Origin of the sequence: Pseudomonas sp. WC1, from assembly GCF_050586565.1 — a bacterium.
In the GTDB taxonomy this organism is placed as follows: domain Bacteria; phylum Pseudomonadota; class Gammaproteobacteria; order Pseudomonadales; family Pseudomonadaceae; genus Aquipseudomonas.
In genome coordinates this window covers 1-18,470 of sequence record NZ_JBOBDQ010000056.1, presented here as the reverse complement: position 1 = coordinate 18,470, position 18,470 = coordinate 1, and the positions used below count along the sequence as shown (strand labels likewise).

Sequence of the window (18,470 nt, the reverse complement as noted above, 5' to 3'; positions counted from 1 at the left end):
GTGACCGTACTCTACACCGCCTGGTGGCGCGGGTGCGCAGGTTAATTGACGCAGTCGTGGATAAGCCCGCGCCTGCGAATCAGGCCAGCAGCCCCAGTGCCACAAGCGCAGCAACACCAAGCCCGACGGCAATCGAACAGCCACCTAGCGAAAGCGCCGCGCGCCCTTGCCGGTACCAGCCGTCATGGCCCAATTGCCGCGCGGGGGCGAGCAGGCTGCGCCAGCGCAGTTCGGTTTCGTGGAAGGCGCGCAGGTGGTCGGGGTCGGCATCCAGCCAGCGGCGGAAGTCGATGCGTTCGCTGGCGGTCACCTGCGGGCTCTGCAGGCGCACGTACCATTGGCCGGCAATGCTGGCCAGCGCGTCGCCGGGGGCACGGGCAGTCTGTAGGGCCTGGTTCATGTGGCGTTCGATGCTGATCAGTGGCAGGTCCAGGTGCTCGGCAATGGCGGCGAAGCTCAGCTGGTCGATGCGGTTGAGCAGGAAGACTTGCTGGACCCGGCGCGGCAGGCGCTTGAGTGCATGCAGCAGTGCGTCTTCAGCGTGCATTTCGGCAGGGTGCGGGTCGTGCTCGAGAGGCAGCAGCAGGCGGGTCATGGACAGCTCCTTGCTCATAAGGAAAGGGTGGGGGCATCTTCCTTGATGCCGAACCAGCTTAGGCTAAACGAGATTGATTCTCAAGTGCTGATTCCGCAAAGATTTGTAATGAGCATTCACGTGCTGACACACTTTTGCTATCATCGCGGCCATTAAACGATCTTCATTAGCCTGAAGAGCCAAAAAAAATGACCCGGCAAAAAGCCGGGTCAAAAACCGTGATTAGCCTGATGAGGAGATAATCTGAGCGTCCGACCTGAGGACGTTGCAGGTTATCCAGCGGGTCTCGCGACCTGCTGATTGCAATAATAATCGTTATCATTTGCCAGTCAAATGATTTTTCAGCGATCGGCTAAAAAAATATTCCTGACGCACTCCTCGTCCCCGGCAATCGGGGCTTTTGCCGTTCGTCGGCTATCACGTTCTCCCTTCAGCTCGATGCCTTTTCCGTGGCGTGGCACTGCTCCAGCAGGGCGCGGGCCATATTGATCATGTGCATCAGCGCAAACACCACTTCCCGCGTCGTGCCCTGCAGATGGTTGCCGGTTTCCTGTGCCGTGGCCGAGGCGCAGCGCAGCAGGGCCATGGCGTGCTCGCTGGCCTGGGCGTCGCTGACGCCTTCGCGCAGGGTCCACAGTGAACGCTCCAGGTCGCGGGGCGTGGGGGTGGGGTTGAGGTAGAAATCGAGGGCGCGGCGGGCTGCTTCTTCGTCGAGATCTGTTTCTTCTTTTGTCGAATTGCTCATGACTGCTCCTGTGAAATCCCTTCGAGGACAATGAGCGTTGATGTTAGGTCAATTTGTATTATTTTTGAGTTCTGAGATAATTCAGAATGTGTATTGATGCCGTTCATCCAGTCCGTATCGTTCACTGCCATGGAAAACTGGATCGAATTTCTGTCGCGCTATCAGCGCGAGCACAACCTCAAGCAGCACCAACTGGCCGAACGCCTGGGCATGACCCAAGGCGGTGTCGGCCATTGGCTGCGTGGCACGCGCAGGCCCACCCTGGTGACAGTCAACGAGAAGCTGGAAAAGCTCGGGCTGGTGTACCTCGAAGCGCGGGTGATGGTGGTCGAGCGTGACGTTACGGTTCGCGAGACCAGGGGAGCCTACGCCGTGGAGCGGCCGCTTTCGGTCAATGCCTTGCGCCATGCCAGTTTCCGCTTTCCAGTGCTGAGCTGGACCGACCTGGACGGGCCTTTGCCGCAATCCTGTGAAGTTCATGAGCTGACCGATTACATGCCTGCGGGCAATGCGTTCTGGTTGCCGGTCGAGAACGATTCGATGAATGCCGCCAGCGGTAGGAGCGTGCCGCTGGGCATGCGGGTGCTGGTGGATGCGGGGATCGAGGTGACGCCGGGCAGGCTGGTGGTGGCTCGGCAGCCCGGTAAGTCGGCCGTGCTGCGTGAGTTGATCGAGGAGGGCGGGCAGCGCATGCTCAGGCCGCTCAATACCTTGTATCCGACGGTGCTGTGCGAGGAAGGGTGCGAGTTCCTTGGCGTTGTGGTGCGGATGCACGGGGTGCTCTAGGTTCGCGCGCAGACCGTGTTGGGGCTGCGAGGTGCCAGGCGGGGGGCTTGCAGCGCTCTCTAGATCGAGCGCCGCCCGCGCGGCGCATCGCTGGCAAGCCAGCTCCCACATCTGTTTCGGGCCAGTTATGTCTGCGCCGCGGCGGCTGTACGCCTTGTGGGTACGACGCGGTTTCAGCTTGGGCGCCACTGGCGCCCCACCTGTCTCAAGACAAGCGCCAAGGCGGACAGTGATAACCTTACAGGATTGATTGGCCCGAAACAGATGTGGGAGCTGGCTTGCCAGCGATGCGCCGCGTGGGCGGCGCTCGATCTCAGAGGCGAAACAACCCTTTCGACGAACACATTGCCGCCGTTACGCCTCCTCCAACTCCACCAACACTGTCCCCTCGCTGACCATATCCCCCTCCTGACAGAACAGCGCCTTCACCGTCCCATCATGGGGCGCCCGGATGCTGTGCTCCATCTTCATCGCCTCAAGCACCACCAGCGCAGTACCGGCCTCCACAGCCTGCCCCGGCTCCACCAGCACCCGCACGATACTGCCGTTCATCGGCGCACCCAGCCCGCCCTGGTGGCTGTGGCTGGCCTCGGCCGCAGCGATCGGGTCATGAACGCTGACGGCATGCAGCTCACCCTGCCACTGCAGGTACAGCGTGCCACCCCGACGCACCGCCAGGTGGCGATGGCGCAGACCATCCTGGTCATGACACAGCTGCTCCCCCTCCAGGCGATAAGTCGAAGGCGCACTACGCTCCAAAGCCACTGCCTGCTCATGTCCGTCGCATTGCAGGTGCAGGCTGCTGCGTGCCGGCAGCCCCAGGCGCAGGCCATCGCGCAAGGTCCAGGGCGAGGCGGGGTCGTCCTGGCGCAGTTGCGCCGGCTCACTTTGCAGCCAGGCTTCGGCGGCGGCCTCCCAGAATTGCGCCGGCAGCGCTTGTGGTGGGGGTAGCAGCACATCCTGATGACGCGGAATGAACCCGGTGTCCAGCTCCGCCTCGGCAAACGCTGGGTGTGCCAGGATGCGGCGCAGGAAGGCAATGTTGGTTTTCAGCCCGCCAATGGCGAACTCATCGAGCATCGCCAGCAGTCGCAGGCGCGCCTGTTCGCGGTCCTGGCCCCAGGCGATCAGCTTGCCCAGCATCGGGTCGTAGAACGGCGATACCACATCGCCCTCGCTGACGCCGCTGTCCACCCGGCGGCCTTCGCCCGGCGCCGACTCGCGGTACAGCGCCAGGGTGCCGGTGGCCGGGAGGAATTCGTTGGCCGGATCCTCCGCGTATAGCCGTACCTCGATGGCGTGGCCGATCAGCGGCACCTGCTCTTGAGTCAAAGGCAGCGGCTCGCCGCAGGCCACGCGGATCTGCCAGGCCACCAGGTCGAGCCCGGTGATGGCCTCTGTGACCGGATGCTCCACCTGCAGGCGGGTGTTCATTTCCATGAAGAAGAACTCGCCACGGGCATCGAGCAGGAACTCGACAGTGCCGGCCCCCACGTAGCCGATGGCCTGGGCGGCGCGCACCGCGGCCTCGCCCATGGCCTTGCGCAGCTCGGGGGAGAGGCCCGGTGCCGGGGCTTCCTCGACCACCTTCTGGTGGCGGCGCTGGATTGAGCAGTCGCGCTCGTTGAGGTACAGGCAGTGGCCGTGCTGGTCGGCGAACACCTGGATCTCCACATGGCGCGGCTTGAGCACGTACTTCTCGACCAGCATCCGCGCATCGCCGAACGACGACTGCGCTTCACGTTGCGCCGAGGCCAGGGCGTCGGCCAGCTGGCTTTCCTCCTCGACCACCTTCATGCCCTTGCCGCCGCCCCCGGCGCTGGCCTTGAGCAGCACCGGGTAGCCGATGCGCTCGGCGGCGGCGCGGAAGGTCTCCAGGTCTTGGGCCTCGCCGTGGTAGCCCGGCACCAGCGGCACGCCGGCGGCCTCCATCAGCGCCTTGGCCGCCGACTTGCTGCCCATCGCATCGATGGCGCTGGCCGGTGGGCCAAGGAAGATCAGCCCGGCCTGTTCGATGGCGCGGGCAAAACCGGCGTTCTCCGAGAGGAAGCCATAGCCTGGGTGGATGGCTTGGGCGCCGCTGGCCTTGGCGGCGGCGAGCAGCTTGTCGATCACCAGGTAGCTGTCGGCGGCCTTGCTGCCACCGAGGTCGACACGGATGTCGGCCTCGCGGCTGTGCCGCGCGTCGCGGTCGGTGGCGCTGTGCACGGCCACGGTGGTCAGGCCCATGGCCTTGGCGGTGCGCATCACCCGGCAGGCGATTTCGCCGCGGTTGGCGACCAGCAGGGTGGTCAGCGTGGGTCGGCTCATGGGCGCGGTTCCTTGTTGTCTTGCCAGGCAGGGCGGCGTTTTTCCAGGAAGGCGCGCAGGCCCTCCTGGCCTTCGGCGCTGACGCGGATGCGGGCGATGGTGTTCTCGCAGTAGCGGCGCAGGGCCGGGCTCAGCTCACCGTCATCCACTTCGCGCAGTAGGTCCTTGGTGGCGCGCAGCGCCTGCGGGCTGTTCTGCAGCAGGTTGTCGACCCAGGCCTCGACCTGGGCGTCCAGTTCGGCGGCCGGGTACACCTCGGCCAGCAGGCCCAGGTCGCGGGCGCGCACGCCGCTGAAGCGCTCGGCGGTGAGGGCGTAGCGGCGCGCGGCGCGCTCGCCGATGGCCTTGACCACGAACGGGCTGATCACCGCCGGAGCCAGGCCGATGCGCACCTCCGACAGGCACAGTTGGGCGTCCTCGGCGCCGATGGCCATGTCGCAGCAACTGATCAGCCCCAGCGCGCCGCCGAAGGCCGCGCCTTGCACCACGGCCAGGGTCGGCGCCTTGAGCCGGTGCAGGGCGTACATCAGCTCGCCCAGCTCATGGGCGTCGTCCAGGTTGGTGTTGAAGTCCAGTTGCGCCGACTGCTGCATCCACGCCAGGTCGGCGCCGGCGCTGAAGTGCCGGCCACGGCCGCGCAGCACCACGAAGCGCAGGCCGCTATCCTCGCCCAGCTGGTCGAGGGCGACGATCAGTTCGCGGATCATCTGCGCGTTGAAGGCGTTGTTCTTGTCTTCCCGGCTCAGCCACAGGGTGGCGAAACCGCGAGGGTCCTTGACCAGTTCAAGGGTGGCGAATTCGCTCATGGGTCACATCCGGAATATGCCGAAGCGGCTCTGTTCGATCGGGGCGTTCAGCGCGGCGGACAGCGCCAGGCCGAGCACGTCGCGGGTCTGCGCCGGGTCGATGACACCGTCGTCCCACAGCCGGGCGCTTGAGTAGTAGGGGTGGCCCTGGCGCTCATACTGGTCGAGGATCGGCTGCTTGAGCTTCTTCTCGTCATCGGCGCTGAACACCTCGCCGCTGCGCTCGCTCTGCTCGCGCTTGACCTGGGCCAGCACGCCGGCCGCCTGTTCGGCGCCCATCACGCCGATGCGGGCGTTGGGCCACATCCACAGGAAGCGCGGGTCGTAGGCGCGGCCGCACATGCCGTAGTTGCCGGCGCCGAAGCTGCCGCCGATGATCACCGTGAACTTCGGTACCTGGGCGCAGGCCACTGCCGTCACCAGCTTGGCGCCGTGCTTGGCGATGCCGCCTTCCTCGTATTTTTTTCCGACCATGAAACCGGTGATGTTCTGCAGGAACAGCAGCGGGATGCCGCGCTGGCAGGCCAGTTCGATGAAGTGCGCGCCTTTTTGCGCGGCCTCGGCGAAGAGGATGCCGTTGTTGGCCAGGATCGCCACCGGGTAGCCGTGCAGGTGAGCGAAGCCGCACACCAGGGTGGTGCCGAACAGCGCCTTGAATTCATCGAACACCGAACCATCGACCAGCCGCGCAATCACCTCGCGCACATCGAACGGCTGCTTGGCGTCGGCCGGGACCACGCCGTACAGCTCTTCGGCGTTGTACAGCGGCGCGATCGGTGCCTGGCATTGCAGCTTGCCCTGCTTGTGCCAGTTGAGATTGGCGACGCTGCGCCGGGCGATGGCCAGGGCGTGCTCGTCGTTGTCGGCATAGTGGTCGGCCACGCCGCTGGTGCGGCAGTGCACGTCGGCGCCGCCGAGGTCCTCGGCACTGACTACCTCGCCGGTCGCGGCTTTTACCAAAGGGGGGCCTGCGAGGAAGATGGTCGCCTGCTGGCGCACCATGATCGCTTCGTCGGCCATGGCTGGCACGTAGGCGCCACCGGCGGTGCACGAGCCCATCACCACGGCGATCTGCGGTATCCCCAGGGCGCTCATGTTGGCCTGGTTGAAGAAGATCCGCCCGAAGTGCTCGCGGTCAGGGAACACCTCGTCCTGGCGTGGCAGGTTGGCGCCGCCGGAGTCCACCAGGTAGATGCATGGCAGGCGGTTCTGCAGGGCGATGGTCTGGGCGCGCAGGTGCTTCTTCACCGTCAGCGGGTAGTAGGAGCCGCCTTTGACCGTGGCGTCGTTGGCCACGATCATGCACTCCACGCCTTCGACGCGGCCGATGCCGGCGATCACGCCCGCAGCCGGCACGTCTTCGCCGTACACCTCATGGGCGGCCAGCTGGCCGATCTCGAGGAACGCCGAGCCCGGGTCGAGCAGGCGGTCGATGCGCTCGCGCGGCAGCAGCTTGCCCCGCGAGGTATGCCGCTCCTGGGCCTTCGGCCCGCCGCCCTGACTGACCTGGGCGAGCAGGCCGCGCAGGGCCTGGACCTGTTCGAGCATGGCCGCGCTGTTGGCGGCGAACTCCGCCGAGCGCGGGTTGATCTGGGTATGCAGGGTAGCCATGTGCGCCCGTTCCTTGTGCTCAGCGGGTTTCGTTGAACAGTTCGCGGCCGATCAGCATCCGGCGGATTTCGCTGGTGCCGGCGCCAATCTCGTACAGCTTGGCGTCGCGCAACAGGCGGCCAGCCGGGAATTCATTGATGTAGCCGTTGCCGCCGAGGATCTGGATCGCTTCCAGGGCCATCTGCGTGGCGCGTTCGGCGGTGTAGAGGATGACCCCGGCGGCGTCCTTGCGGGTGGTCTCGGCGCGGTCGCAGGCCTGGGCCACGGCGTACAGGTAGGCGCGGCTGGCGTTGAGCTGGGTGTACATGTCGGCGATCTTGCCCTGGATCAGCTGGAACTCGCCGATGCTCTGGCCGAACTGCTTGCGGTCGTGGATGTACGGCACCACCAGGTCCATGCAGCTCTGCATGATGCCGGTCGGGCCGCCGGACAGCACCACGCGCTCGTAGTCCAGGCCGCTCATCAGCACGCGCACGCCGCCGTTGAGCTGGCCGAGGATGTTTTCTTCCGGCACTTCGACGCCGTCGAAGAATAGCTCGCAGGTGTTGGAGCCGCGCATGCCGAGCTTGTCGAACTTGTTGCTGCGGCTGAAGCCTTTCCAGTCGCGCTCGACGATGAACGCGGTGATGCCGTGGGGGCCCTTGTCCAGGTCGGTCTTGGCGTAGATCACGTAGGTGTTGGCGTCGGGGCCGTTGGTGATCCAGGTCTTGCTGCCGTTGAGCACGTAGCGGTCGCCGCGTTTTTCGGCGCGCAGTTTCATCGACACCACGTCGGAGCCGGCGTTGGGCTCGCTCATGGCCAGGGCGCCGATGTGCTCGCCGCTGATCAGCTTGGGCAGGTACTTGAGCTTCTGCTCGTGGCTGCCGTTGCGGTTGATCTGGTTGACGCACAGGTTGGAGTGGGCGCCGTAGGACAGGGCCACTGACGCCGAGCCCCGGCTGATCTCTTCCATCGACACCACGTGGGCCAGGTAGCCCAGGCCGGCGCCGCCGTATTCTTCGGGCACGGTGATGCCCAGCAGGCCCATGTCGCCGAATTTGCGCCACATGTCGGCGGGGAACAGGTTGTCGTGGTCGATCTGCGCGGCGCGCGGCGCCAGCTCGGCGGCGACGAAGGTGCGCACCTGGTCGCGGAGCATGTCGATGGTCTCGCCCAGGGCGAAGTTCAGGCTGGGGTAATGCATGTGGGCACCTTCTTGTTCTTGAAATTTGGGTACCACGGCGACCTTGCGGAAACGGGGTTGTGGGAGCGGGCTTGCCCCGCGATGCCCGTCAGAACGGCCAGCTGTGTTGCCTGGTCCGGCCTCATCGCGGGGCAAGCCCGCTCCCACAACCGCGCTCCCGTCCGGTCGTCGTGATGCGTGGTTGACGTTAACGTAAACCTGCCTTCCGGGGCTGTCAATCGGATCATCACCTTTACGTAAACGTAAATCTGCGCCAGAGTATTCGCCGCCTGCTTCAGTCATGCCCAGAACAACCACAAGAAGGGATCACCATGCCTCAACCAAGCTATACCCGCGGCCGTCAAGACCACCCCTTGCTGACCCTGACCATCGGCCAGGCCTTCGATGCCACCGTCGCCCGCCACGGCGAGCGCGAGGCGCTGGTGGTGCGCCACCAGGGGCTGCGCTACAGCTGGCGCGAGCTCGCCGCCGAGGTCGATGTGCAGGCCCAGGCCTTGATGGCGCTGGGGGTGGAGGTGGGCGAGCGGGTTGGCATCTGGGCGCCCAACTGCGCCCAGTGGTGCATCCTGCAACTGGCCACGGCCAAGGTCGGCGCGATCCTGGTCAACATCAACCCGGCCTACCGGGTGGGCGAGCTGGAGTACGTGCTGCGCCAGTCCGGCTGCCGCTGGCTGGTGTGCGCCGATGCCTTCAAGACTTCCGACTACCACGCGATGGTGCAGGCGCTGGTGCCGGAGCTGGCGACCCACGCATTGGGCGAACTGGCCAGCGAACGCCTGCCCGACCTGCGTGGCGTGATCAGCCTGGCCGCCGAGCCGCCCTCGGGTTTCCTGCCCTGGGCCGCGCTGGCCGGGCGGGCAGGGGCGGTCGAGGTTGAGTCCTACCAGGCGCGGCAACAGGGCCTGCAGTTCGACCAGCCGGTGAACATCCAGTACACCTCCGGCACCACCGGCGCGCCCAAGGGCGCGACCCTGAGCCACTACAACATTCTCAACAACGGCTACATGGTCGGCCAGAGCCTGGGCCTGAGCGAGCGCGACCGCATGGTGATCCCGGTGCCGCTGTACCACTGCTTCGGCATGGTCATGGCCAACCTCGGCTGCATCACCCACGGCAGCACCATGATCTACCCCAACGATGCCTTCGACCCGGAGTTCACCCTGCGCGCCGTGGCCGAGGAGCGCGCCAGCATCCTATATGGGGTGCCGACCATGTTCATCGCCATGCTCGACCACCCCGCACGCACGCAACTGGACCTGTCCACCCTGCGCAGCGGCATCATGGCCGGTGCCACCTGCCCGATCGAGGTAATGCGCAAGGTGATCGACCAGTTGCACATGGCCGAGGTGCAGATCGCCTACGGCATGACCGAGACCAGCCCGGTGTCGCTGCAGACCGGTCCCGACGATGGCCTTGAGCTGCGCGTGACCACCGTGGGCCGTACCCAGCCGCACCTGGAGACCAAGCTGGTGGACGCCGACGGGCGCATCGTTGCCCAGGGTGAGATCGGCGAGCTGTGCACTCGTGGTTACAGCGTGATGCTTGGTTACTGGGACAACCTGCAGGCCACCCATGACGCCATCGACCCGGCCGGCTGGATGCACAGCGGCGACCTGGCGGTGATGGACGACGAGGGTTATGTGCGCATTGTCGGGCGCAACAAGGACATGATCATTCGCGGCGGCGAGAACATCTATCCGCGCGAGCTGGAGGAGTTCTTCCATACCCACCCGGCCGTGGCCGAGGCGCAGGTGGTGGGGATTCCGTGCAGCAAGTACGGCGAGGAGGTGGTGGCGTGGATTCGCCTGCACCCTGGGCACCATGCCACGGCCGAGGAATTGCAGCAGTGGTGCAAGGCGCGATTGGCGCATTTCAAGACACCGCGGCATTTCCGCTTCGTCGAAGAGTTTCCGATGACGGTGACGGGGAAGGTGCAGAAGTTTCGCATGCGCGAGATCAGTGTGGAGGAGCTGGGGGGTTAGCCATGGTCGTGTAGACCAGCTCGACCAGTTCGGCGAAGGTGGTGTAGGTACGCAGGGGCTCGGCGATGAAGATGCCGAAGGTTTCCTCCATGATCGCCTGCAGCTCCATCAGGTCGAAGCTGTCGGCGCCCAGTTCGTCCAGGGAGATGTCGGGGCGGATCTGGTGCAGGCTCTGCTCCAGGAAGCTTGCGAGGATCCATTGCAGGTGGAAGGCGATGTAGAGGCGTGAGTGCATGCCGGAAGGATCGTCAGAGAGTGAGGCTTCTCTGTACGTGGCTTTGCGGGCAGGTGCTACTGGTAGAAATGCCAGGTGCGGTTGAGCCAGGTTTGTGCTGTGAATGCCGGCCCCGCGACGAGGCCGGCCAAGGCGGTCAGATTTGCGCAGCCTTGTCTATCCTCAAGCTTTCACCGGCGGCTCCTGGCTCGGCGGGTCGCCCACGGTCGGCGGCACGGTCGGCTTGATCGGCAGCTCGTCCGGGTCCTCCTCGGGCACCGGCGGCGGCAAGGTCGGGTCGTCGATGTTCGGGTCGGGTGTCTCCGGTGGAATGGGAATGTTCATGGGCCTGGCCTCGCGGGATGAATGAAGAGGTGTCGCAGGCTTTGACCCAAGCCTGCGCCCTGCGCTCATTTTTTTTGAACCCTCGCGCTTGCGCACGGCTCTGAACCCTTACCGCCACCAGCCCAGGGGAGCAAGGTCGATGTCTGGTAACGAGCCGTTCGAAAGCGTGCCGATGGCAGGTGATCACCCGGACCAGGCCATCAGCCTGTCCCAGGCCCTGCTGGCGCCGCGCATCGTGATCGAGGACGCAAGCCCGGTGCTCGACGGCGGCACCTTCGCCGCCAAGGCCGTGCGCGGTCACAAGGTCGAAGTGGGCGCCAAGGTCTACACCGACGGTCATGACCGCCTGGCCGTGACCCTGCACTGGCGCCAGGCCCACAGCCGGCGCTGGCACTGCGTGGCCATGCATTCGCCGGGCAACGACCTGTGGCTGGCCGAATTCACGCCTGCCGAGCTGGGCCTGCATCTGTTCAGCATCGAGGCCTGGATCGACCCCTGGGCCACCTATTGCCACGACCTGGAGAAGAAGTACGCCGCCGGCGTGGAGGTGAAGCTGGAGCTGGAGGAGGGCCGCTTGCTGCTGGGCAAGGGCATCGAACGCAGCGACGGGCTGCTGCGCGAGCAACTGGCGCAGCTGCAGCAGCGCTTGCCGGGATTGCCGGTGGAAGAACAGGTGAAGACGTTGCTGCACCCTGAGGCCGCCCGTTTGATGGGGGAGGCCGAGCACCGCAGCTACCTCACCCGCAGCCGCGAATTCCCGCTGGACGTGGACCGCGAGGCGGCCCAGTTTGCCAGCTGGTATGAGCTGTTCCCGCGCTCGGTGACCGACGACCCCGAACGCCACGGCACCTTCGATGACGTGCACCAGCGCCTGCCGATGATCCGCGACATGGGCTTCGACGTGCTGTACTTCCCGCCGATCCACCCCATCGGCATGAAGCACCGCAAAGGCCGCAACAACGCCTTGCAGGCCGAGCCCGGCGACCCCGGCAGCCCTTATGCCATCGGCAGCCCCGAGGGCGGGCACGATGCCATCCACCCGCAGCTGGGCAGCCGTGAGGACTTCCGCCGACTGGTCGCCGCCGCCGCCGAGCATGGCCTGGAGATCGCCCTGGACTTCGCCATCCAGTGCTCCCAGGACCACCCCTGGCTGCAGGAGCACCCCGGCTGGTTCAGCTGGCGCCCCGACGGCAGTATCCGCTACGCGGAAAACCCGCCGAAGAAATACCAGGACATCGTCAACGTCGACTTCTACGCCCCCGAGGCGGTGCCGAGCCTGTGGCTGGCGCTGCGCGACGTGCTGGTCGGCTGGGTCGAGGAGGGGGTGAAGACCTTCCGCGTCGACAACCCGCACACCAAGCCGCTGCCGTTCTGGCAATGGCTGATCGGCAATGTGCGCAGCCAGCACCCCGAGGTGATCTTCCTCGCCGAAGCGTTCACCCGCCCGGCGATGATGGCGCGCCTGGGCAAGGTCGGCTACGCGCAGAGCTACACGTACTTCACCTGGCGCAATACCAAGCAGGAGCTGCGCGACTACTTCGAGGAGCTCAACCAGCCGCCGTGGAGCCAGTGCTACCGACCCAATTTCTTCGTCAACACCCCGGACATCAACCCCTTCTTCCTGCAGACCTCCGGAAGGGCGGGCTTTCTGATCCGTGCGGCGCTGGCGACCACGGGTTCGGGATTGTGGGGCATGTACTCGGGCTTCGAACTGTGCGAGGGCACGCCGCTGCCGGGCAAGGAGGAGTACCTGGACTCGGAGAAATACGAGATCCGCCCCCGGGACTTCACCCAGCCTGGCAACATCGTCGCCGAGATCGCCCAGCTCAACCGCATCCGCCGGCACAACCGCGCCCTGCAGACCCACCTTGGGGTGGTGTTCCTCAACTGCTGGAACGACAACATTCTCTACTTCGCCAAGCGCACCCCCGAGCGCGACAACTTCATCCTCGTGGCCATCAGCCTCGACCCGCACAACGCCCAGGAGGCCAGCTTCGAGTTGCCACTGTGGGAGCTGGGGCTGGACGACAGCGCCGACACCCAAGGGGAAGACCTGATGAATGGCCAGCGCTGGACCTGGCATGGCAAGACCCAGTGGATGCGCATCGAACCTTGGCATCAGCCGTTCGGTATCTGGCGCATCGAGAAATCGCGCTAGCCCGCGATGGGCTTCAAGCTGAACCCTCGGACACAAAGGAGTCCCCAATGGCCAAGCGTTCCCGCCCGGCAGCCTTCATCGACGATCCGCTGTGGTACAAGGACGCGGTGATCTACCAACTGCACGTGAAATCGTTCTTCGATGCGAACAACGACGGCATCGGCGATTTCGCAGGCCTGATCGGCAAGCTCGACTACATCGCGGAACTTGGCGTCAACACCCTCTGGCTGCTGCCGTTCTACCCCTCGCCACGGCGCGACGATGGCTACGACATTGCCGAGTACAAGGCCGTGCACCCGGACTACGGCAGCATGGCCGACGCCAGGCGCTTCATTGCCGAGGCGCACAAGCGCGGCCTGCGGGTGATCACCGAGCTGGTCATCAACCACACCTCCGACCAGCACCCCTGGTTCCAGCGCGCCCGGCATGCCAAGCGCGGCAGCAAGGCCCGGGACTTCTACGTGTGGTCGGACGATGACCAGAAGTACGACGGCACGCGCATCATCTTCCTCGACACCGAGAAGTCCAACTGGACCTGGGACCCGGTGGCAGGCCAGTACTTCTGGCACCGCTTCTACTCGCACCAGCCGGACCTCAACTTCGACAACCCGCAGGTGCTCAAGGCAGTGATCGGGGTGATGCGCTTCTGGCTCGACATCGGCGTCGACGGCCTGCGCCTGGACGCCATCCCCTACCTGATCGAGCGCGACGGCACCAACAACGAGAACCTCCCCGAGACCCATGTGGTGCTCAAGGCGATCCGCGCCGAAATCGACGCCAACTACCCCGACCGCATGCTCCTGGCCGAGGCCAACCAGTGGCCCGAGGACACCCGCCCGTACTTCGGCGAGGGCGACGGCGACGAATGCCACATGGCCTTCCACTTCCCGTTGATGCCGCGCATGTACATGGCCCTGGCCATGGAAGACCGCTTCCCGATCACCGACATCCTGCGCCAGACCCCGGAGATCCCGGCCAACTGCCAGTGGGCGATCTTCCTGCGCAACCACGATGAGCTGACCCTGGAGATGGTCACCGACCGCGAGCGCGACTATCTGTGGAACTACTACGCCGAGGACCGCCGCGCCCGCATCAACCTGGGGATTCGCCGGCGCCTGGCGCCGTTGCTGCAACGCGACCGGCGGCGTATCGAGCTGCTCACCAGCCTGCTGCTGTCGATGCCCGGCACGCCGACGCTGTACTACGGTGACGAACTGGGCATGGGCGACAACATCTACCTGGGTGACCGCGATGGCGTGCGCACCCCCATGCAATGGTCGCCGGATCGCAACGGCGGCTTCTCGCGGGCCGACCCGCAGCGTCTGGTGCTGCCGCCGATCATGGATCCGCTGTACGGCTACCAGACGATCAACGTCGAGGCCCAGGCCCACGACCCGCATTCGCTGCTCAACTGGAACCGCCGGCTGCTGGCGGTGCGCAAGCAGCAGAAGGCTTTCGGCCGCGGCAGCCTGAAGATGCTCACGCCGAGCAACCGGCGGGTGCTGGCCTATATCCGCGAGTACACCGATGCCGAGGGCAATGTCGAGATCGTGCTGTGCGTGGCCAACGTCTCGCGGGCCGCCCAGGCCGCCGAGCTGGAATTGTCGCAGTACGCTGACAAGGTGCCGGTGGAGATGCTCGGCGGCAGCGCCTTCCCGCCCATCGGCCAGCTGCCGTTCCTGCTGACGTTGCCACCTTACGGCTTCTACTGGTTCCTGCTGGCCAGCCACGACCGCATGCCCAGCTGGCATATCCAGCCCAGCGAGGGCCTGCCCGAGCTGACCACCCTGGTGTTGCGCAAGCGCATGGAGGAGCTGCTCGAATCACCGGCCCGCGAGACGTTGCAGGCAGCGATCCTGCCGCAGTACCTGCCCAAGCGCCGCTGGTTCGCCGGCAAGGAAGGGCCGATCGACGAGGTCCGCCTGCGCTACGGTGTGCGCATGGCCACCCCGGCGTTGCCGGTGCTGCTTGGCGAGCTGGAGGTGTACAGCGAGGGCGTGGTCACCCACTACCAGCTGCCCTTCGGATTGTTGCCGGAGGAGCAGATCAATGCCGCGCTGCCCCAGCAGCTGGCGCTGTCGCGGGTGCGCCGTGGCCGTCAGGTGGGGTTGATCACCGATGCTTTCGTGCTCGAGCCCTTTATTCGCGCCGTGCTCCAGGGCTGCCAGGACGGCCTGCGGCTGGCCTGTGGCGAGGGCTTGGGCGAGTTGCGCTTCCACCGCACCGAACAGTTGGCTGCGTTGCAGCTCGATGAGCACAGCGAGGTGCGCTACCTGAGCGCCGAGCAGTCCAACAGCTCGGTGGTGGTCGGCGGCAGCCTGGTGCTCAAGTTGATCCGCCGGGTCAATCCGGGCATCCACCCGGAGCTAGAGATGAGCGCCTACCTGACCGCCGCTGGCTTTGCCAACATCTCGCCGCTGCTGGCCTGGGTCAGCCGCGAGGACGACAGCGAGCAGCCGCATCTGCTGATGATCGCCCAGGGCTACCTGAGCAATCAGGGCGATGCCTGGGACTGGACGCAGAACACCCTGGAACGGGCGATCCGCGACCAGATGGAGCCCACCAGCGTCGAGCAGGAGGCGCACACCGATGCCCTGGCCGAGCTGACCGGCTTTGCCGCCTTGCTTGGCCAGCGCCTGGGCGAGATGCACCTGTTGCTGGCCGCGCCGAGCGACGACGAAGCGTTCCGCTCACGCCCGAGCGACGCCCGCGACAGCGAGCGTTGGAGCCGCCAGATCAGTGCCGAACTGAGCCATGCCCTCGACTTGCTCGCCCAGCACCGTGACACCCTGGACAGTGACAGCCAGGCCCTGGTCGACGACCTGCAGCAACAGCGCGAAGGCCTGCAGCAGCATGTCGACAATCTCGCACACCAGGCCCAGGGCGGGCTGCTGATGCGGGTGCACGGCGACCTGCACCTGGGCCAGGTGCTGGTGGTGCAGGGCGACGCCTACCTGATCGATTTCGAGGGCGAGCCGGCGCGACCGCTGGATGAACGCAGGGCCAAACACAGCCCGTACAAGGATGTCAGCGGTGTGCTGCGATCCTTCGACTATGCTGCTGCGATGATCCTGCGCAGCGCCTCGGCGGTAGACCTCTCCGAGGCGGCGCGCCAGGCCCGGCAGCGGGTCGCCCGGCAGTACCTGCACCAGTCGCGCCATGCCTTCGTCGAAGCCTACGGGTTGGCCACCGCCGCCATGCCCCACGCCTGGCAGCAGGCCGAGGGCGAGCGCGCCGCGCTGGAGCTGTTCTGCCTGGAGAAGGCCGCCTACGAAATTACCTATGAAGCCGAGAACCGGCCAAGTTGGCTGGCCGTGCCTTTGCATGGTTTGCATGGGCTGATCAGCACCTGGGGGGAGGGCTGAAGGTTTGCGAGGTTGTTGTAACGGTCTTCGTGAAATCAGGCTTCGTGGGAGCGGGCTTGCCCCGCGATAGGGCCATAGCCGCCATCGCGGGGCAAGCCCGCTCCTACAAGCCACAAGCCGATGAGGCGGTGAAACATTTCTTGAACACTTGGAAAGGGACAGAGAGATGAATGCAACCACGCGTGACAACGGCGGCCTTCGGCAACGGGACCTCGATGCCCTGGCCCGCGCCGAGCACGCCGACCCGTTCGCCGTACTCGGCCCGCACCCCGATGGTGCGGGCGGCCAGTTCATCCGGGCCTTCCTGCCCAGTGCCCTGAGCGTGCGCGTGCTGGCCCGCGACGACGGCAGGGTACTCGTCGAGATGCGCCAGGGCGGCGTGCCCGGTCTGTACACCGCGCACCTGGACCAGGCGGTCCCCTACCTGCTGCAGATCGGCTGGGCCGGTGGCGAGCAGGTCACCGAGGACCCCTACAGCTTCGGCCCGCAGTTGGGCGAGATGGACATGTACCTGTTTGCCGAGGGCAACCACCGCGACCTGTCCGGGCGTTTCGGCGCCCAGCCGACCGAGGTGGATGGGGTCGCCGGCGTGTGCTTTTCGGTATGGGCGCCGAATGCCCGGCGGGTGTCGGTGGTGGGCGAATTCAACAACTGGGATGGCCGTCGCCACCCCATGCGCCTGCGCCATGGCGCCGGGGTGTGGGAGCTGTTCGTGCCGCGCCTTGGCGTGGGCGAGACCTACAAGTTCGAAGTGCTCGGCCAGGATGGCGTGCTGCCCCTCAAGGCCGACCCCCTGGCCCGCGCCACCGAACTGCCGCCGAGCACCGCTTCCAAGGTGGCCGGCGCCCTGGCCCATGAATGGCGCGATGGCCAGTGGCTGGAACACAGGGCCCAGCGCCACGCCTACAGCGCGCCGCTGTCGATCTACGAGCTGCACGTCGGTTCTTGGCGCTGCGAGCTGGACGATGCCGGCGAAGTCGCCCGTTACTACAACTGGCGCGAACTGGCCGAGCGCCTGGTGCCATATGTGCAGGAGCTGGGTTTCACCCATATCGAGCTGATGCCGATCATGGAGCACCCCTTCGGCGGCTCGTGGGGCTACCAGCCGCTGTCGCTGTTCGCGCCGACCTCACGCTATGGCAGCGCCGAGGACTTCGCCTTCTTCGTCGATGCCTGCCACCAGGGCGGCATCGGCGTGCTGCTGGACTGGGTGCCGGCGCATTTCCCCACCGACGAGCATGGCCTGGCGCGTTTCGACGGCACTGCCCTGTACGAATACGAGAACCCGCTGGAAGGCTTTCACCAGGACTGGAACACGCTGATCTACAACCTCGGGCGCAACGAGGTGCGCGGATTCATGCTGGCCTCGGCGCTGCACTGGCTCAAGCACTTCCACATCGATGGCCTGCGCGTGGACGCGGTGGCCTCGATGCTCTACCGCGACTATTCGCGCAAGGCTGGTGAATGGGTGCCCAACCGCCACGGCGGGCGCGAGAACCTCGAAGCCATCGACTTCATCCGCCACCTCAACAGCGTTGCCGCCCATGAAGCGCCGGGCGCGCTGATCATCGCCGAGGAATCCACCGCCTGGCCCGGCGTCAGCCAGCCGGTGCAGCAGGGCGGCCTGGGCTTCGCCTACAAGTGGAACATGGGCTGGATGCACGACACCTTGCACTACATCCAGAACGACCCGATCCACCGCACTTATCATCACAATGAGATGAGCTTCGGGCTGATCTACGCCTATTCCGAGCATTTCATCCTGCCCATTTCCCACGACGAAGTGGTGCACGGCAAGCATTCGCTTATCGACAAGATGCCCGGCGATCGCTGGCAGAAGTTCGCCAACCTGCGCGCCTACCTGGCGTTCATGTGGACCCATCCGGGCAAGAAGCTGCTGTTCATGGGGTGTGAGTTCGGCCAGTGGCGCGAGTGGAACCACGACCAGCAGCTGGACTGGTACCTGCTGCAGTACTCCGAGCACCAGGGCGTGCAGAAGCTGGTCGCCGACCTCAACCGCCTGTACCGCGAACTGCCCGCGCTGCACGAACAGGACTGCCAGCCCCAGGGTTTCCAGTGGCTGATCGGCGACGATGCGCACAACAGCGTGTATGCCTGGTTGCGCTGGAGCAGCCAGGGCGAGCCGCTGCTGGTGGTGGCCAACTTCACCCCGGTGCCGCGGGAGGGCTACCGCATCGGCGTGCCGTTTGGCGAGCACTGGGTGGAACTGCTCAACAGCGACGCCGAGCTGTATGCCGGGTCGAACGTGGGCAATCTCGGGGCGGTGGTGGCCGATGAGGTCGCCAGCCATGGCCAGCCATTGTCGCTGGCGCTGAACCTGCCGCCGCTGGGGGTATTGGTGATGAAGCC

Annotated in this window: 13 protein-coding genes; 5 read left to right on the top strand and 8 right to left on the bottom strand. The window is 65.8% G+C overall.

Annotation, left to right across the window (positions count from 1 at the left end):
* Positions 1–79 precede the first annotated feature (79 nt).
* Complete coding sequence (locus ACQ4OD_RS21345; protein WP_430944880.1) at positions 80–595, bottom strand: DUF4880 domain-containing protein; 516 nt, start codon at positions 593–595, stop codon at positions 80–82.
* 430 nt (positions 596–1,025) lie between these two features.
* On the bottom strand, positions 1,026–1,340 hold the full coding sequence (locus tag ACQ4OD_RS21340; protein ID WP_102690657.1) for a DUF6124 family protein: 315 nt from the start codon (positions 1,338–1,340) through the stop codon (positions 1,026–1,028).
* 129 nt (positions 1,341–1,469) lie between these two features.
* On the opposite strand from ACQ4OD_RS21340, the gene ACQ4OD_RS21335 reads away from it, so the two are divergent.
* The gene (locus ACQ4OD_RS21335) at positions 1,470–2,126 is read left to right on the top strand and encodes a LexA family protein (RefSeq protein WP_102684462.1); all 657 of its coding nucleotides are present in this window, start codon (positions 1,470–1,472) and stop codon (positions 2,124–2,126) included.
* A gap of 354 nt (positions 2,127–2,480) precedes the next feature.
* Here the strand turns inward: ACQ4OD_RS21335 and ACQ4OD_RS21330 are convergent, their stop codons facing one another.
* Genes ACQ4OD_RS21330 through ACQ4OD_RS21315 form a run of 4 tightly spaced genes read right to left on the bottom strand, consistent with a single transcriptional unit; the run spans position 2,481 to position 8,036 of the window.
* Positions 2,481–4,436: a biotin carboxylase N-terminal domain-containing protein gene (locus tag ACQ4OD_RS21330; protein ID WP_430944879.1), complete on the bottom strand. Its 1,956-nt coding sequence runs from the start codon at positions 4,434–4,436 to the stop codon at positions 2,481–2,483.
* Complete coding sequence (locus tag ACQ4OD_RS21325) at positions 4,433–5,242, bottom strand: gamma-carboxygeranoyl-CoA hydratase (RefSeq protein ID WP_102684458.1); 810 nt, start codon at positions 5,240–5,242, stop codon at positions 4,433–4,435. Before ACQ4OD_RS21325 ends, ACQ4OD_RS21330 begins: the two co-directional genes overlap by 4 nt.
* A 3-nt stretch (positions 5,243–5,245) precedes the next feature.
* On the bottom strand, positions 5,246–6,853 hold the full coding sequence (locus ACQ4OD_RS21320) for a carboxyl transferase domain-containing protein (protein ID WP_102684457.1): 1,608 nt from the start codon (positions 6,851–6,853) through the stop codon (positions 5,246–5,248).
* Between the two features lie 19 nt (positions 6,854–6,872).
* Positions 6,873–8,036 carry an isovaleryl-CoA dehydrogenase gene (locus ACQ4OD_RS21315; protein ID WP_102684456.1) on the bottom strand — a complete coding sequence of 388 codons (1,164 nt, stop codon included), beginning with the start codon at positions 8,034–8,036 and terminating at the stop codon, positions 6,873–6,875.
* A 311-nt stretch (positions 8,037–8,347) separates the two neighbouring features.
* Between ACQ4OD_RS21315 and ACQ4OD_RS21310 the strand changes: the two genes are divergently transcribed.
* Entirely contained in the window at positions 8,348–10,018 is a 1,671-nt protein-coding gene (locus ACQ4OD_RS21310) for an AMP-binding protein (protein ID WP_198755735.1), read from the top strand.
* Here ACQ4OD_RS21310 and ACQ4OD_RS21305 read toward each other — a convergent pair.
* Together ACQ4OD_RS21305 and ACQ4OD_RS21300 are read right to left on the bottom strand one after the other, a co-directional pair.
* Positions 9,993–10,253: an acyl carrier protein gene (locus tag ACQ4OD_RS21305; RefSeq protein WP_102684454.1), complete on the bottom strand. Its 261-nt coding sequence runs from the start codon at positions 10,251–10,253 to the stop codon at positions 9,993–9,995. The two genes, ACQ4OD_RS21310 and ACQ4OD_RS21305, sit on opposite strands and share 26 nt — an antisense overlap.
* Positions 10,254–10,415: 162 nt before the next feature.
* Positions 10,416–10,577 (bottom strand): hypothetical protein, encoded by a 162-nt coding sequence (locus ACQ4OD_RS21300; protein ID WP_167388392.1) that lies wholly within the window; start codon positions 10,575–10,577, stop codon positions 10,416–10,418.
* Between the two features lie 139 nt (positions 10,578–10,716).
* On the opposite strand from ACQ4OD_RS21300, the gene ACQ4OD_RS21295 reads away from it, so the two are divergent.
* The 3 genes from ACQ4OD_RS21295 to glgB form a co-directional block, all read left to right on the top strand.
* Complete coding sequence (locus tag ACQ4OD_RS21295; protein ID WP_430944878.1) at positions 10,717–12,735, top strand: alpha-1,4-glucan--maltose-1-phosphate maltosyltransferase; 2,019 nt, start codon at positions 10,717–10,719, stop codon at positions 12,733–12,735.
* Positions 12,736–12,782: 47 nt separating this feature from the next.
* Entirely contained in the window at positions 12,783–16,100 is a 3,318-nt protein-coding gene (gene treS, locus ACQ4OD_RS21290; protein ID WP_430944877.1) for a maltose alpha-D-glucosyltransferase, read from the top strand.
* A gap of 166 nt (positions 16,101–16,266) precedes the next feature.
* Positions 16,267–18,470: 1,4-alpha-glucan branching protein GlgB (gene glgB, locus ACQ4OD_RS21285; protein WP_430944876.1), on the top strand; the 2,204-nt coding region annotated here is incomplete at its 3' end.

Bases quoted from the DNA above. Each gene is read 5' to 3' on its own strand.
- treS (WP_430944877.1), top strand. From the start codon at position 12,783: ATGGCCAAGCGTTCCCGCCCGGCAGCCTTCATCGACGATCCGCTGTGG.
- ACQ4OD_RS21340 (WP_102690657.1), bottom strand. From the start codon at position 1,340: ATGAGCAATTCGACAAAAGAAGAAACAGATCTCGACGAAGAAGCAGCC.
- ACQ4OD_RS21305 (WP_102684454.1), bottom strand. From the start codon at position 10,253: ATGCACTCACGCCTCTACATCGCCTTCCACCTGCAATGGATCCTCGCA.
- ACQ4OD_RS21295 (WP_430944878.1), top strand. From the start codon at position 10,717: ATGTCTGGTAACGAGCCGTTCGAAAGCGTGCCGATGGCAGGTGATCAC.
- ACQ4OD_RS21310 (WP_198755735.1), top strand. From the start codon at position 8,348: ATGCCTCAACCAAGCTATACCCGCGGCCGTCAAGACCACCCCTTGCTG.
- ACQ4OD_RS21330 (WP_430944879.1), bottom strand. From the start codon at position 4,436: ATGAGCCGACCCACGCTGACCACCCTGCTGGTCGCCAACCGCGGCGAA.
- ACQ4OD_RS21335 (WP_102684462.1), top strand. From the start codon at position 1,470: ATGGAAAACTGGATCGAATTTCTGTCGCGCTATCAGCGCGAGCACAAC.
- ACQ4OD_RS21315 (WP_102684456.1), bottom strand. From the start codon at position 8,036: ATGCATTACCCCAGCCTGAACTTCGCCCTGGGCGAGACCATCGACATG.
- ACQ4OD_RS21325 (WP_102684458.1), bottom strand. From the start codon at position 5,242: ATGAGCGAATTCGCCACCCTTGAACTGGTCAAGGACCCTCGCGGTTTC.
- ACQ4OD_RS21345 (WP_430944880.1), bottom strand. From the start codon at position 595: ATGACCCGCCTGCTGCTGCCTCTCGAGCACGACCCGCACCCTGCCGAA.
- ACQ4OD_RS21320 (WP_102684457.1), bottom strand. From the start codon at position 6,853: ATGGCTACCCTGCATACCCAGATCAACCCGCGCTCGGCGGAGTTCGCC.
- ACQ4OD_RS21300 (WP_167388392.1), bottom strand. From the start codon at position 10,577: ATGAACATTCCCATTCCACCGGAGACACCCGACCCGAACATCGACGAC.